The following is a 14,778-nucleotide window of genomic DNA, read 5'->3' on the forward strand; positions in this document are numbered from 1 at the left end:
AGCCCCATGAGCGATATCCCAGAGAACGACCAACACATGCCGCTGGTGTCGCACCTCACCGAGCTGCGTACCCGCCTGCTGCGCTGCGTAGCGGCGATCTTCATCATCTTCGCCGGGTTGTTCGCCTTCACCCAGCAGATCTACACCATCGTCTCCACGCCACTGCGCCAGTACCTGCCGGTGGGTGCGACGATGATCGCCACCGACGTCGCCTCGCCATTTCTCACCCCGCTGAAACTGACCATGATGGTCTCGCTGTTCCTGGCGATCCCGGTGATCCTGCATCAGATCTGGGGCTTTATCGCCCCCGGGCTGTACAAGCATGAGAAGCGCATCGCCGTACCGCTGTTGGTGTCGAGCATCCTGCTGTTCTACATCGGCATGGCCTTCGCCTACTTCCTGGTGTTTCCGCTGATCTTCAAGTTCTTCGCTGCCGCCACCCCGGCCGGCGTGGAGATGATGACCGACATCACCAGCTACCTCGATTTCGTCATGACCCTGTTCTTCGCCTTCGGCGTGGCTTTCGAAATCCCGGTGGCGGTGGTGCTGCTGGTGTGGATCGGCGTGGTCAACGTGGCCTACCTGAGGAAGATCCGGCCTTACGTGATCATTGGCTGCTTTGTGGTGGGCATGATTCTCACCCCGCCGGATATCTTCTCCCAGACCCTGCTGGCCGTGCCCATGTGGCTGCTGTTCGAAATCGGCGTGCTGTTTGGCGGGCTGATCAGCAAGCGCGGCGACCACCCGGACGATGCCCCGGCTGACGATCACAACGACCAGCCGCCAGCGACCCAAGCGTGAACCTGCTGCTTCTGGAAGAGGCCGACTTTATCGCGGCCGACCTGGTGGTGCTGCGCGACCGGCGCCTGACCCATATGCAAGAAGTGCATCGGGTAGCGGTAGGCGACAGCCTGCGGGTCGGGCGTATTGGCGGGCTGATGGGTTCAGCCCGGGTGCTGCGCCTGGAAGCCACCGAAGCCGAGCTGCAAATCACCCTGGACCAGCCCCCCCCGGCCAAGCTGCCGCTGACCATGGTGCTGGCCCTGCCACGCCCGAAGATGCTTCGTCGAGTGCTGCAGACCGTCGCCGCCATGGGCGTGCCACGGCTGGTGCTGGTCAACAGCTACCGGGTGGAAAAGAGCTTCTGGCAAACCCCGTTCCTGGAACCCGGTGCCATTCGTGAACAGCTGATTCTCGGCCTGGAGCAGGCTCGCGACAGCGTGCTACCTGAAGTGGTCATCGAAAAACGCTTCAAGCCCTTCGTCGAGGATCGCCTGCCGGCCCTCAGCGCAGGCACCCTGGGCCTGGTGGGCCACCCCGGCCAGTACCCGCCCTGCCCCCGCGGCCTGGATGAACCGGTCACCCTGGCCATCGGCCCCGAAGGTGGCTGGATCCCCTACGAGATCGATCTGTTGGCCAAGGCCGGCCTGCAACCGGTGCAACTGGGTGAACGCATCCTGCGGGTCGAAACCGCCGTCACAGCCCTCCTCTCTCGCCTGTTTTGAGCAAAGGCTCCGTGCCAGCCGGAGCTTTCACCCGCAATATCAATTAGCCATCTACCTACAGAATCCACCGCTCCCGCCGATAGCCTATGGTTAAGCCCATCTTGCTAAAAGGGAGTTCGCAGCATGTACCGTTGGCTAGCCAGGAACCTGGGAAATGTAAGCGTCAGCCGCAAACTCGGTATCGGCTTCGGCCTGGTACTGCTTCTGACCCTGTTGATCACTGCCACTGGCTGGACCGGCCTGGGCCGAGTGATCGACCGTGGCGACAAACTCGGCAACATCTCCACGCTCTATGGCATGACCAAAGACCTGCGCATCGCCCGTCTCAACTACGAGATGCACCATGGCGAGCAAGGCCCGGCCGCCGTCAACGACATACTCAAACAACTCGACGAAGGTCTGCGGGCCGCCCGTGTGCAACTGCAGCAACCTGAAAGCATTGCCATGCTGGATCAGCAACTGAGCGCCGTGGCCGAGTACCAGAAAGCCTTTGCCGACATGACCCGCGCCACTACCAGCCGCGAGGCCGCCCGGGCCCAGCTCGGCGCCAGTGCCGACAATGCCGTGGCCCGTGTGACCGAGGTCGAGAAGTCGCTGCTGCAAGGCGACAGCGTGGCTCAGTTCAACAGCGTCATCGACCTCTCCAAACTGATCCAGCAGGCACGCTTCCAGGTGCGTGGCTACACCTATAGCGCCAAGCCGGCAGCCAAACAGCCGGCTCTGGATGCCATCGATAACGCGCTGAACAACCTCACCAGCCTGCCGACCCGCCTGCCGGAGCAGCACATTGCCAACCTGCAGCAGGCCAGCGACTCGCTTAAAGCCTACCGAGCGGCCGTCAGCAACTTCAGCGACGCCGAAGAGGCCAGTGCCGCGGCCCTCCTGCGCATGGCTGCCCAGGGCGACCGGCTGATGACACTGAGCAACCAATTGACCAGCGTACAGACCGCCAAGCGTGACAGCGATGCCAGCCAGGCCAAGAGCACCCTGCTGATTGCCACGGTACTGGCGTTGGTGTTTGGCCTGATTGCCTCGTGGGCCATCACTCGACAGATCATCCAGCCGCTGCAACAGACCCTCAAGGCCGCCGAACGCGTGGCTGCCGGCGATCTCAGCCAGAACCTGGCAGTGGATCGCCACGATGAACTTGGCCAACTGCAGAAAGCCATGCAACGCATGACCCTCGGCTTGCGGGAACTGATCGGTGGCATCAGCGACGGCGTGACCCAGATCGCCAGCGCCGCCGAACAGTTATCGGCCGTCACCGAGCAGACCAGCGCCGGGGTCAACAGCCAGAAGGTGGAAACCGACCAGGTGGCCACGGCCATGAACGAAATGGCTGCCACGGTGCAGGAAGTCGCGCGCAATGCCGAAGAAGCCTCAGAGGCCGCTGTAGCCGCCGATCAGCAGGCCCGCGAGGGTGATCGCGTGGTGAACGAGGCCATTGCCCAGATCGAGCGCCTGGCCAGCGAGGTAGGCCACTCCACCGAAGCCATGGGCCACCTCAAGCAGGAAAGTGACAAGATCGGCAGCGTACTGGATGTCATCAAGTCGGTGGCCCAGCAGACCAACCTGCTGGCCCTCAACGCCGCCATCGAAGCGGCCCGGGCCGGTGAAGCCGGACGTGGTTTCGCCGTGGTTGCCGACGAAGTGCGCAGTCTTGCCCAGCGCACCCAGCAATCCACCGAAGAGATTGCCGAGCTGATCGTCGGCCTGCAAAGCGGCACCCAGCAAGTGGCCAGCACCCTGGACACCAGCCGCAGTCTCACCGACAGCAGCGTTGAACTGACCCGCCGGGCCGGGGGGTCGCTGGAGAACATCACCCGCACCGTGTCGGCCATCCAGGCGATGAACCAGCAGATCGCCGCGGCAGCCGAGCAGCAGAGCGCGGTAGCGGAAGAGATCAACCGCAGCGTGTTGAATGTGCGTGATGTGTCTGAACAGACTTCATCGGCCAGCGAAGAAACAGCGGCCTCCAGCGCCGAGCTGGCGCGGCTGGGGATTCACCTGCAAAGCCTGGTGGGGCGCTTCCGGGTCTGACCCGCTTCGCCGGTAATTCGGCTCCTGCATCCCCTGCAGGAGCCGAATTACCGGCGAAAGCCTCACAGCACCTGACGCAGGAAAGCCTGGGCCCGAGGGTCTTTCGGCGCAGCGAAGAACACCTCCGGCGCCGCATCTTCCAGCAGCTTGCCGTGATCGAAAAACAGCACCCGATCCGCCACTTCCCGGGCAAAACCCATCTCGTGAGTGACGCAAACCATGGTCATGCCTTCCAGGGCCAGGGTCTTCATCACATCCAGCACCTCGCCGACCATTTCCGGGTCCAGGGCCGAGGTCGGCTCATCGAACAGCATCACCTTGGGCTCCATCGCCAGGGCCCGGGCAATCGCCACCCGCTGCTGCTGACCGCCGGAAAGCCGTGAAGGAAACTCATGGGCCTTCTGCGCGATACCGACCTTCTCCAGCAGCGCCAGGGCCTTGGCCTCGCGCTCCTGCTTGCCCCGCTTGCGCACCACCTTCTGCGCCAGGCAGAGGTTTTCCAGCACGGTCATGTGGGGGAACAGGTTGAAATGCTGGAACACCATGCCGACTTCCCGGCGATAGGCGTTCACATCGGTCTTTGGATCGGCCAGTTGCAGGCCGTCGATGCTCACCGAACCCGAGTCGAACTCTTCCAGGCCATTGAGGCAACGCAGGAAGGTCGACTTGCCGGAACCGGACGGACCGATCACCACCAGCACTTCGCCCTTGGCCACCTGGGTGGTGACGTTATCCACCGCACGCACCACCTGGCCGCGGGTGTCGAAGACTTTTACCAGATCGCGGACTTCAATCACTTTGCGCGAGCCTCCGCTCAAGCCGACTGGCCATCTTCGACAGCGGCAGGTTGATCAACAAATACAGGCCCGCCACACAGAACAGGATCTCGAACGGCGAGAACGAGGTGGTAATGACTTCCCGGCCGCTCTTGAGCAGCTCGGTAATGGCGATCACCGACACCAGCGAAGTGTCCTTGACCAGGCTGATGAACTGCCCGGCCAGGGGCGGCAGCACTCGTTTGAACGCCTGAGGCAGCACCACGTGACGCATCGACTGGCCGGCGCTGAGCCCCAGGGAGCGGGCCGCTTCGTTCTGCCCGCGGGTGATGGACTGCACCCCGGCACGGACGATTTCCGCCACATAAGCCCCGGTAAACAGCGACAACGCAGCGATCCCGGCGAACTCCCGGGACAGGTTGAGCACCGTGCCGATGAAGAAATAGAAAATGAAGATCTGCACCAGCAGCGGCGTCCCCCGCACCAGCTCGACATAAATCGTCGACAGGTCGCGCAGGGTCGGGTTGCTGGACAGCCGGCACAGGCCGGTGCCAAGGCCGATGAGCAGGCCCAATACGCCAGACACCACCGACAGCCACAAGGTGGTCCACAAGCCCCACAACAGGGGGCCCGCCGCCCAATGCCGGGTCACGCCAATCACGTCGCCTTCGGCCACGTCATCGCCGCTAGCCACCTGCAGGCTGCCTTCATCGACACTCAGATGCTGCTCGGCACCCGAGTCACCGCGCAGGGTGACTTGAGCCTTGCCGCCCTGGCGCACAACCTCGGCGACGGTGGAGATCTCCGCCGCCCGCTGGGATTCTTCGGCCTGGTAAACGAAGTATTGGGGGACACGGTTCCAGCGCCATTCGTAGGACATCAGCGAGGTGGCGTAGTAGAGAGCGCCGGCCAGGCCGATCAGCACCAGCACGGTCAATACATGCCAGGGCCATTGGGCTTTTTTCTGTTTCATTGCTGTGCAGGTTCCGGAGTGGGTATTGCGAAATCAGACGCTTTCGCCGGCCAGCCGGCGCCTACACATGCCCCCGTAGGAGCCGGCTGGCCGGCGAAGGAGAACGGTGCGCGGTCACTGAAACGACCCGCACCGCCCAAGCAGCGTTACTCCATGTCCTTGAGCCACTCGGTGCTCTTGAACCACTTGTCATGGATGCGATCGTAGGTGCCGTCTTCGCGGATCTGGTGCAGGAAGTTGTTGATGAAGTTGATGCTGTCGTAGTCACCCTTCTTCAGGCCAAAGGCCAGAGGCTCATAGGTGAACGGCTTGTCGAGGAACGTCAGCTTGCCGTTGCCCACCTTGTTCACCGCCACCACGTTGTACGGGGCGTCGTAGATAAAGGCGTCGGCCTTGCCGTTGACCACATCCAGCACCGCTTCCTGCTCGTTGTCGTAGCCGTGGTACTTGGCCTTGGCGATCAGCTTCTTGGCGACCATTTCCCCAGTGGTGCCCAGCTTGGAGGTGATGCGGTAGTCGGCGCTGTTCAGATCCTTGTAGGACTTGATGGTGCCTTCCAGGTCTTTGCGGATCAGCAGGGTCTGGCCGACCACGATGAAGGGCTCGCTGAAGTTCAGGCGCAGGTTGCGTTCCTGGGTCAGGGTCATGCCGCTGCCGATCATGTCGAACTTGTCGGTGAGCAGGGCCGGGATAATGCCGTCGTAGCCAGTGGAAACCAACTCCAGCTTGACTCCCATGGACTTGGCCATGGCCTTGAGCAGGTCGACTTCGAAACCGATGATTTCGCCGCGCTTGTTGGTCATCTCGAACGGCATGTAGGTCGGGTCCATGCCGACCTTCAGCGTACCGCGCTTGACCGCGTCATCGATGGCGCCGGCCTGGGCGGTAGTGACCGCCAGCATGGCGGCGGCGCCTGCCAGCAGCAGCGAAAGATACTTCTTCATCTCAAGTCCCCTGAAGCCATTTTATTGTGGTGTCTGCACGCGGCGGGCCTGGAATGAAAATCTTCGGATATCAAGCCATTGTCGATCACGCACAGAAATTTGCGGGAGCGATGCTAACGCACTCGGCCGTTTGCACAAGGATTTTTGTTGTTACAAAGGGGGGATACGGGGCTATTGGCCGCGCAAAGCAAAACGCCCTTGAGTGGAGGCTCAAGGGCGTTGGCTTCAGGCCGGTTGCGGTGCCGCCATCAGCGGCTGCAATGGCAGCAGCGGCGCATGGGGATCAGCATCCACCGACTGGCGCCAGGCATCCAGCCAATCGCTGTGGCCCTCGCTCCAGACTTGCTGGTGCAAGCGTCCCAGGGCCACCGGATCGCTCAACAGCGCCAGGCGCTCGCTGTTGTTCAAGGCCGCCGGGCCGACTTTCAGGGCATGGCGCACCCGCTCCTGGCGCAGCCACTCGATCGGCTCGGCCTGGGTGTGGCGGGAGGTGGCCAGGGCACAGGCCAGAGCGTTCTGCTGCGGGTCGACAACGGCGCGGATAAAGCCGTCGTTGAGCGCATGCCAGCGGTTCTCGTGGGTGTACTGGTCGGTGGCCAGCAGCGCCTGGGGCGGAGCGTATTCCTCGGGAATCAGGAACAGGCTCTCGTCACGGGACTTCAGGCCCAGACCGACACGACTGGAGATCACCGACACCGGGATCGACAGCATCAGCGAACCGACAATCGGCACCAGCCACCAGAGGAAGCTGGGGTTCAGCCAGATCACCAGCAAGGCCCAGCAGAAGCCCAGCAGGGTCTGCGGACCGTGACGGCGCACGGCTTCGCTCCATGGCGTGGAGTCGTCGTCACGTTGCGGCGAGTTCCAGGTCGCGGCCCAACCGAGGAACGCGGCCAGGACGAAACGGGTGTGGAAAATCATCCGCACCGGCGCCAGCAGCATAGAGAACAGCATCTCCAGAAGCATCGACAGGGTCACCTTGAACTTGCCGCCGAACTCTTTCGCACCCTTGGCCCAGATCAGGATGATGCTCAACAGCTTGGGCAAGAACAGCAGCACGATAGTCGTGGAGAACAGCGCGATGGCTTTGTCCGGGTGCCACTGCGGCCACAGCGGATACAGCTGCCGCGGTTCAAGAAAGTACTGCGGCTCCATCAGGGTATTGACCGCCAGCAGAGCCGTGGACAGCACCAGGAAGAAGAACCACAACGGCGCCGACAGGTAGGACATCACCCCGGTGAGGAACACCGCGCGGTGCACCGGGTGCATGCCCTTGACCAGGAACAGGCGGAAGTTCATCAGGTTGCCGTGGCACCAGCGCCGGTCACGCTTGAGTTCGTCCAGCAGGTTCGGCGGCAGCTCTTCGTAACTGCCAGGCAGATCGTAGGCAATCCACACGCCCCAGCCGGCACGGCGCATCAGTGCGGCTTCGACGAAGTCGTGGGACAGGATCGCACCGGCGAAGGCACCTTTACCGGGCAACGGCGCCAGGGCGCAGTGCTCGATGAACGGCTTCATGCGGATGATCGCGTTATGGCCCCAGTAGTGCGACTCGCCCAACTGCCAGAAGTGCAGGCCGGCAGTGAACAGCGGACCATAGACCCGGGTGGCGAACTGCTGCATGCGCGCATACAGCGTGTCCATGCCCGAGGCCCGCGGCGCGGTCTGGATGATCCCCGCATCCGGCGTGGCTTCCATCAGGCGCACCAGGCTGGTCAGGCATTCGCCGCTCATCACGCTGTCGGCGTCGAGCACCACCATGTACTTGTAGTCGCCGCCCCAGCGACGGCAGAAGTCGTCGAGGTTGCCACTCTTGCGCTTCACCCGGCGCCGGCGGCGGCGATAGAAGATCTTGCCGAAGCCCTTGGCTTCCCGGCAGACATCCAGCCAGGCCTGCTGCTCGGCGACGCAGATATCACTGTCGTTGCTGTCGCTCAAGACGAAGAAGTCGAAGCGATCCAGATCACCAGTAGCCGCCACTGACTCGAAGGTGGCGCGCAGGCCGGCAAACACCCGCGGCACGTCTTCGTTGCAGATCGGCATCACCAGTGCGGTACGCGCATCCTTGGGAATCGGCTCGTTGCCGGCGCTGGCCCCGGAAATGCGGTACTTGTCGTGACCGGTCAACAGCTCCAGGAAGCCCATCAACGCAGTCCAGAAACCCGCCGACACCCAGCAGAACAGGATGCCGAAGAGGATCAGGATGCTGGTCTGCAGAGCATAGGGCAGCACTTGCTGCGCGGTCTGCATCAGCGGCTGGTGCATCACCTCTTCCAGGTCGACGAAGGACCAGCCCTGATACGGCATGATGCCTTTCATGTACCAGCCGGCGACGATGGTCTGGCCGAGCATCAGCACCAGCAGGATGTAGCGGCGGATCGAACCCACGGTGCGCCAGCGGGCCGCCGGAAGCACACGCTCGTCCTTCTTCGGCGCCGGCGGGTTGGTGCGCCCGGTCAGGCGCCGCCAGCCGCGCACCAGGATATTGGTGCGCCACGGCTCCGGTACCACCTTGGTGCGGCGGATCGGCGGCGTGGCCTTGAGGCAGACCCGACCTTCGGCGTCGACCGCAAGCATCTCCGCTTCTTCGAGTTCCGCGGCGGTGCTCAGGGACAGACGCTGGCCCACCGATGCCTGGGCGGCATCGGTTGGAGCGTCGAAGGTCGTTGACGACAGACGTTGGTGCAGTTCGCTGAAGGACTGGCAGCCCGCGAGCTCCGCGCGCTGCGCATCCGACATCGGCAAGTGCGCCAGGTACTCGGCAAGAGTCTCTGGCTGTAGTTGAGAGTTACTCATCGGCAGGCAACTGATAGCTCCAGGTCTCGGTCAGGACTTGTTCAGTTTTAACCGGTTCCGGTGTGGCTGGGGCCGCCTCGGCAGCAGGCTGCTTGGCGTCTTTGTGGTCCTTGGCGTTCTTGGCGTCTTTGGCGTCTTTGGCGTCTTTGGCCGGCTTGGCGTCAGCCTGCTTGGCCGCTGCCGCAGCGGCTTCCTTCTCCTTCTTCTCCTGTTGCTTGGCGGCGATCTTGTCGGCCTTGGCAACGGAGGAGTTGGAGTTTGGCGTCGAGGCCTTGGCCGGCTCGGCTACCGGGATGTTGCGCACCAGCGCGGCCCGCATCTCGGTGGCCTTGCTCGCATCCTTGATCTTCATCCGCAGAGTCAGGCGCCAGCCTTTGGTTTCCGGGTTGTAGCGAACGCTGTTTTCCACCAGCTCGGCGTTGTCGCCAACACTGACCTGGCTGCGCACTTCGGCGTTTTCCGGCAATGCCGCCAGGGATGGGCCCTGGAAGTCCACCAGGTAGGCAACGCTGCCATCGGGTTGACGAATCAGGTTGGATTGCTTGACGTCACCGGTGGAGCGCAGGGTTTGCTGCACCCAGGCGCTGTCAGGCGAATGCAGGGCGGCTTCGTCGATGGTCCAGTGCATACGGTAGGCGAAGTCCAGCGGCTGGCCCGGTTCAGGCTGCTTTTCCGGGCTCCAGAAGGCCACGATGTTGTCGTTGGTTTCGTCCGCAGTCGGGATCTCTACCAGGTCGACGGTGCCTTTGCCCCAGTCGCCCTTGGGCTCGATCCAGGCGCTTGGGCGCTTGTCGTAGCGGTCGTCGAGGTCTTCATAGTGGCTGAAGTCGCGGCCACGCTGCAGCAGGCCGAAACCACGCGGGTTCTCTACCGAGAAGTTGCTCACGGCCAAGTGTTTCGGGTTGTTCAGAGGACGCCAGATCCACTCGCCGTTGCCGGCATGGATCGACAGGCCGCTGGAATCGTGCAGCTCGCGGCGGTAGTTGAGGACTTTCGAGGGCTGGTTGGCGCCGAACAGGTACATGCTGGTCAGCGGGGCCAGGCCCAGCTTGCCCACCTTGTCACGCAGGAACACCCGAGCCTTGACGTCGACGACGGTGTCGGCGCCCGGACGCAGGGTCAGGCGGTAGGCGCCAGTGGCCCGTGGCGAGTCCAGCAGGGCGTAGATCACCAGGTGCTTGTCGGTTGGCTTGGGTTGTTGGATCCAGAACTCGCTGAAACGCGGAAACTCTTCGCCGGACGGCAGGGCGGTGTCGATCGCCAGACCACGAGCGGACAGGCCATAAGTGTGGCCTTTGCCAATGACGCGGAAGTAGCTCGCGCCCAGCATGGTCATGATTTCGTCTTGCTTGTCAGCCTTGTTGATCGGGTACAGCACACGGAAACCGGCATAGCCGAGCTTTTCGGTGGCCTTGGGATCGAACTTGACGTCGCCGAAATCGAAGCGACTCGGGTCGTACTTGATCTCGGAAACAGTGTTGGCGCTGATCTCGTTGATCTTCACCGGCGTGTCGAAGTGCATGCCCTGGTGATAGAACGACAGCTTGAACGGGGTCTTCTGATTGGCCCATTCGGCTTTTTCGCTGAGGAAGCGGATTTTCTGGTAGTCCGCGAACTTCATCTCACGGAACTCGTTCGGCAGGTTACTGCGCGGGGCCTCATACTTTTGCCCGGCCAAGTCTTTGGCCTTGGCCGACACATCATCCAGGTTGAATGCCATGAGTTGACCGGCGCCGAACAGGCAGACCAGCGCAGAGCCCGTCACCAGTGCGTTTCGTAACCGTTTGGCAAACAAGTTTGGTGCATTACAGGGACTAACAATCACGAGCAACCCTCGCCGAAAACAGATCTAAGAACCAACGGCCAGCTATCTATATGCCAGGTTGGCGAGCATTGTTCCGACTCCGATGGGGCTAAATGATTCCCCAAACGGCCGTGGACAAGTCTCTACTAAAGTCAAAATGGACCAACGAACGCTGATCCCCGTAGCGCGCGATTATCTAGTAGCCCGCGTTACAACGCATCAGGGGTAACAAAGTATTTATCGTGAAAAACAGCAGTTTCCGGCTCAAATCGGCGGAAAAAGCTGTTTCAGGCGTTTTCAGGTCTGTAACAGGAAGGTTACCGGGCCATCGTTGACCAGATGCACCTGCATGTCCGCGCCAAAACGCCCTGATGCCACTTTGCCATGCAACTGTTGCGCCTTCGCTATCAGGTAATCAAAAAGCTCTTCGCCAAGGGCCGGTGGCGCAGCCGTGGAAAAGCTTGGGCGCAACCCGCTCTTGGTGTCTGCCGCCAAGGTGAACTGCGACACCAGCAGCAGCCCGCCCTGCACATCCGCCAGGGACAGGTTCATCTTGCCCTCAGCATCGCTGAACACCCGATAGTTAAGCAGCTTGTGCAGGAGTTTGTCGGCGCTGGCCCGAGTGTCCTCGGGCTCTACCGCCACCAGCACCAGCAAGCCCTGGTCCACCGCACCGACTATTTCCCCGGCCACTTCCACCCGCGCGCCGCGCACGCGCTGCAACAGGCCCTTCATGCTTCTTCAGGCGGCAGGTCAAGCAGGCGGCGCGCCATCTGATCAGTGGCGCGTACCAGAGCGTCGGTGATGCCGGGTTCCGAGGCGGCGTGACCGGCGTCGCGTATCACCTGCAGCTCGCTGTTGGGCCAGGCCTGATGCAGCTCCCAGGCGTTGTCCAGGGGGCAGATCACGTCGTAGCGACCGTGGATGATGACCCCGGGCAGATGGGCAATCTTGCCCATGTCGCGGATCAACTGGTCCGGTTCGAGGAACGCGTTGTTGATGAAGTAATGGCATTCGATCCGGGCAATCGACAGCGCCCGCTGCGGCTCGGAGAAGCGATCCACCACCAGCGGGTTCGGACGCAGGGTCGCGGTGCGCCCTTCCCAACCCGACCAGGCCTTGGCGGCATGCATCTGGGCGATCTGGTCATTGCCGGTCAGGCGCTTGTGGAAGGCGCTAACCAGGTCATGACGTTCCTCCAGGGGAATCGGTGCCACGTAGTCCTGCCAGTAATCCGGAAACAGGCGGCTGGCGCCGCACTGGTAGTACCACTGGATTTCCTGGGGACGGGCCAGGAAGACGCCCCGCACGATCAGGCCCAGCACCCGATCCGGGTGGGCCTGGGCATAGGCCAGGGCCAGGGTCGATCCCCAGGAGCCACCGAACAACACCCATTTGTCGATGCCCAGGTGCTGGCGAATCCGCTCCAGGTCCGCCACCAGGTCCCAGGTGGTGTTGTTCTCCAGGCTCGCGTGGGGGGTGGAACGCCCGCAACCGCGCTGGTCGAAGGTGACGATGCGGTACAGGTTCGGGTCGAAATAGCAGCGACTCGCCCCATCACAGCCCGCCCCCGGGCCACCGTGAATGAACACCACCGGCAAACCTTCCGGTGAACCACTTTCGTCGACATACAGCACATGGGGCTTGTCGACGGCCAGATCGTGCCGGGCATAGGGTTTGATCTGCGGGTACAAAGTCTGCATTACGCGCTCCGTGGAGGTCGGGTTCATCCCTGCTGGGGACTTCATTTATGCTGCCGTTCGGCATCATAAACCCGAATTACGCAATCAGCATGTCCTTGAAGAAAACAGGGTTGTTCAAGGGATTGCAACGAGTTGCGCAGGGCGCTTGGCGAGCAAGCTCGCCCCTACATAAAGGCGTGCATCCGCAATAGGAGCCAGCTTGCAGGCGCAAGCAATGTCAGCGGTAACGCTCCTGCCCCCAGGCCAGCAGTCCCTGCAGCAATGCCTTGAGCACCACCTGGGTCGGTGCAGCCAGGTCCTCGCGATAGCGGAATGGCTCGAACTCCTCCATATAGGCGCTCTGCGCCAGTTCCAGTTGCACCGCATGAATGTGCTCGGCCGGGTTGCCGTAATGCCGGGTGATATGACCGCCCTTGAAACGACCATTGAGCACATGGGTGTAATCGCCGTGGGCGGCGCAGATGCTCTCCAGACGGCCGGCCAGTTGCGGATCGCAGCTGGCGCCGTTGAAGGTGCCGAGGTTGAAGTCCGGCAGCTTGCCCTCGAACAGATGAGGGATCAGCGAACGGATGGAGTGGGCATCGAACAGCAAGGCATAGCCGAACTCGGCCTTGAGCCGTGCCAGCTCCCCCTGCAGGGTGCGGTGATAGGGCCCCCAGACTTGCTCCAGGTACTGTTGCCGCTCTTCTTTGGACGGCGCCTGCCCTTCAACGAACAACGGCTCGCCATCGAACAGCGTCGCCGGGTACAGCCCGGTGGTAGCACCGACGTACAGCGGCTTGTCATCGGACGGCCGATTCAGGTCGATGACGAAACGCGAGTATTCGGCCGCCAGGGTGCTGGCTCCCAGCTCCTCGGCGAACTGATACAGCCGCGGAATATGCCAGTCGGTGTCCGGCAGGCTTTGCGCCTGTGGAACCAGCCCGGCCATCACTGCCGGGGTCAAGCGCGTACCGGCGTGGGGCATGCTGATCAGCAGGGGCACCCGGCCTTGTTTGAATGTCAGAACCTTATCCACAACCTGTCTCCTAAACAGTCACTTCAACGCCGTGTCGCACGACGCGTTTTTCCAGGTCGCCGCCCAGCCAGTAAGCCAGGTCGGCGGGACGATCGATCTGCCAGGCGACAAAGTCCGCCACCTTACCCACCTCCAGTGAACCATGGGTCTGCTCCATGCCCAGGGCCTGGGCCGCGTGCAGGGTGACCCCGGCCAACGCCTCTTCCGGCGTCAACCGCAAACAGGTGCAGGCCATGTTCAGCATCAGGCGCAGCGACAACGCCGGCGAAGTCCCGGGATTGAGGTCGCTGGCCACGGCAATCTTCACCCCGTGCTTGCGCAGGGCTTCCATCGGCGGCAACTGGGTTTCCCGGAGGAAATAGAAAGCCCCCGGCAACAGCACTGCCACGGTTCCCGAAGCCGCCATGGCCATGGCATCGTCCTCGGTCATGAACTCCAGGTGATCGGCGGACAGCGCCCGGTAGCGCGCCGCCAGGCTCGAGCCATGCAAGGACGACAATTGTTCGGCATGCAGTTTCACCGGCAGGCCGAGCTTCTGCGCGGCAATGAATACCCGCTCCACCTGCGCCGGGGAGAACGCCAGGTACTCACAGAAGGCATCCACCGCATCCACCAGCCCCTCGGCCGCCAGGGCCGGGAGCATCTCGCTGCAGATGTGCTCGATGTAGTCGTCGCTGCGCTGGGCATATTCCGGCGGCAGAGCGTGAGCCGCCAGGCAGGTGCTGCGCACACTGACCGGCAACTCCTCGCCAAGACGGCGGATCACCCGCAGCATCTTGCGCTCGCTGGCCAGGTCCAGGCCGTAGCCGGACTTGATTTCGACGCTGGTGACACCGTCGCGCAACAGGCTCAGCAGACGCTTGCGAGCGCTGACGAACAGCTCCTCTTCAGTGGCCGCGCGGGTCGCCCTCACGGTGCTGGCGATACCACCACCGGCCGCGGCGATCTCAGCGTAGCTCACGCCCTGCAGGCGCTGCTCGAACTCGCCGCTGCGGTTGCCGCCGAACACCGTATGGGTGTGGCAATCGATCAGGCCCGGAGTCACCCAGGCGCCGCCCAGGTCCTGGACCTGGTGGTCATCGGCGACCGGCGCCTGCTGGCGCCGGCCAATCCACTCGATGTGCGCCCCTGACGTCACGATGGCCGCGTCCTCGATGATCGAGTAAGTGCCCTGGGCCATGCTGGCGACGTTGCAGTGTTGCCAAAGAGTTCTCATCCA

12 protein-coding genes are annotated in these 14,778 nt (G+C 62.7%); 3 read left to right on the forward strand and 9 right to left on the reverse strand.

Annotation, left to right across the window (positions count from 1 at the left end):
* Positions 1-6: 6 nt before the first annotated feature.
* The 3 genes from tatC to J5M73_RS10110 all read left to right on the forward strand — a co-directional run bounded on the left by tatC (position 7) and on the right by J5M73_RS10110 (position 3,545).
* On the forward strand, positions 7-801 hold the full coding sequence (gene tatC, locus J5M73_RS10100) for a twin-arginine translocase subunit TatC (protein ID WP_102882096.1): 795 nt from the start codon (positions 7-9) through the stop codon (positions 799-801).
* Positions 798-1,505, forward strand: coding sequence for a 16S rRNA (uracil(1498)-N(3))-methyltransferase (locus tag J5M73_RS10105; protein ID WP_102862779.1), 708 nt, complete (start codon positions 798-800; stop codon positions 1,503-1,505). Before tatC ends, J5M73_RS10105 begins: the two co-directional genes overlap by 4 nt.
* 123 nt (positions 1,506-1,628) lie before the next feature.
* On the forward strand, positions 1,629-3,545 hold the full coding sequence (locus tag J5M73_RS10110) for a methyl-accepting chemotaxis protein (RefSeq protein WP_102862778.1): 1,917 nt from the start codon (positions 1,629-1,631) through the stop codon (positions 3,543-3,545).
* A gap of 62 nt (positions 3,546-3,607) precedes the next feature.
* Here J5M73_RS10110 and J5M73_RS10115 read toward each other — a convergent pair whose 3' ends face one another.
* The 9 genes from J5M73_RS10115 to hutI all read right to left on the reverse strand — a co-directional run bounded on the left by J5M73_RS10115 (position 3,608) and on the right by hutI (position 14,775).
* Entirely contained in the window at positions 3,608-4,342 is a 735-nt protein-coding gene (locus tag J5M73_RS10115) for an amino acid ABC transporter ATP-binding protein (RefSeq protein WP_102862777.1), read from the reverse strand.
* Positions 4,335-5,294: an amino acid ABC transporter permease gene (locus tag J5M73_RS10120; protein ID WP_102862776.1), complete on the reverse strand. Its 960-nt coding sequence runs from the start codon at positions 5,292-5,294 to the stop codon at positions 4,335-4,337. Before J5M73_RS10120 ends, J5M73_RS10115 begins: the two co-directional genes overlap by 8 nt.
* A 146-nt stretch (positions 5,295-5,440) precedes the next feature.
* The gene (locus tag J5M73_RS10125; protein WP_102862775.1) at positions 5,441-6,238 is read right to left on the reverse strand and encodes a transporter substrate-binding domain-containing protein; all 798 of its coding nucleotides are present in this window, start codon (positions 6,236-6,238) and stop codon (positions 5,441-5,443) included.
* 225 nt (positions 6,239-6,463) lie between these two features.
* Positions 6,464-9,034 (reverse strand): glucans biosynthesis glucosyltransferase MdoH, encoded by a 2,571-nt coding sequence (gene mdoH / locus J5M73_RS10130; RefSeq protein WP_102862774.1) that lies wholly within the window; start codon positions 9,032-9,034, stop codon positions 6,464-6,466.
* The gene (locus J5M73_RS10135) at positions 9,027-10,859 is read right to left on the reverse strand and encodes a glucan biosynthesis protein G (RefSeq protein ID WP_207815525.1); all 1,833 of its coding nucleotides are present in this window, start codon (positions 10,857-10,859) and stop codon (positions 9,027-9,029) included. The genes mdoH and J5M73_RS10135 overlap by 8 nt, the downstream gene beginning before the upstream one ends.
* A gap of 276 nt (positions 10,860-11,135) precedes the next feature.
* Positions 11,136-11,573, reverse strand: coding sequence for a D-aminoacyl-tRNA deacylase (dtd, locus tag J5M73_RS10140; protein ID WP_102862773.1), 438 nt, complete (start codon positions 11,571-11,573; stop codon positions 11,136-11,138).
* Positions 11,570-12,541, reverse strand: a complete 972-nt coding sequence (gene pip / locus J5M73_RS10145) for a prolyl aminopeptidase (protein ID WP_102862772.1) — start codon at positions 12,539-12,541, stop codon at positions 11,570-11,572. Before pip ends, dtd begins: the two co-directional genes overlap by 4 nt.
* Positions 12,542-12,758: 217 nt before the next feature.
* The gene (gene hutG, locus J5M73_RS10150; protein WP_102862771.1) at positions 12,759-13,559 is read right to left on the reverse strand and encodes an N-formylglutamate deformylase; all 801 of its coding nucleotides are present in this window, start codon (positions 13,557-13,559) and stop codon (positions 12,759-12,761) included.
* A 10-nt stretch (positions 13,560-13,569) separates the two neighbouring features.
* On the reverse strand, positions 13,570-14,775 hold the full coding sequence (gene hutI, locus J5M73_RS10155; RefSeq protein ID WP_102862770.1) for an imidazolonepropionase: 1,206 nt from the start codon (positions 14,773-14,775) through the stop codon (positions 13,570-13,572).
* Between the last annotated feature and the right edge of the window lie 3 nt (positions 14,776-14,778).

Source organism: Pseudomonas sp. 50_B, from assembly GCF_017491625.1.
Classification (GTDB): Bacteria; Pseudomonadota; Gammaproteobacteria; order Pseudomonadales; family Pseudomonadaceae; genus Aquipseudomonas; species Aquipseudomonas danubii.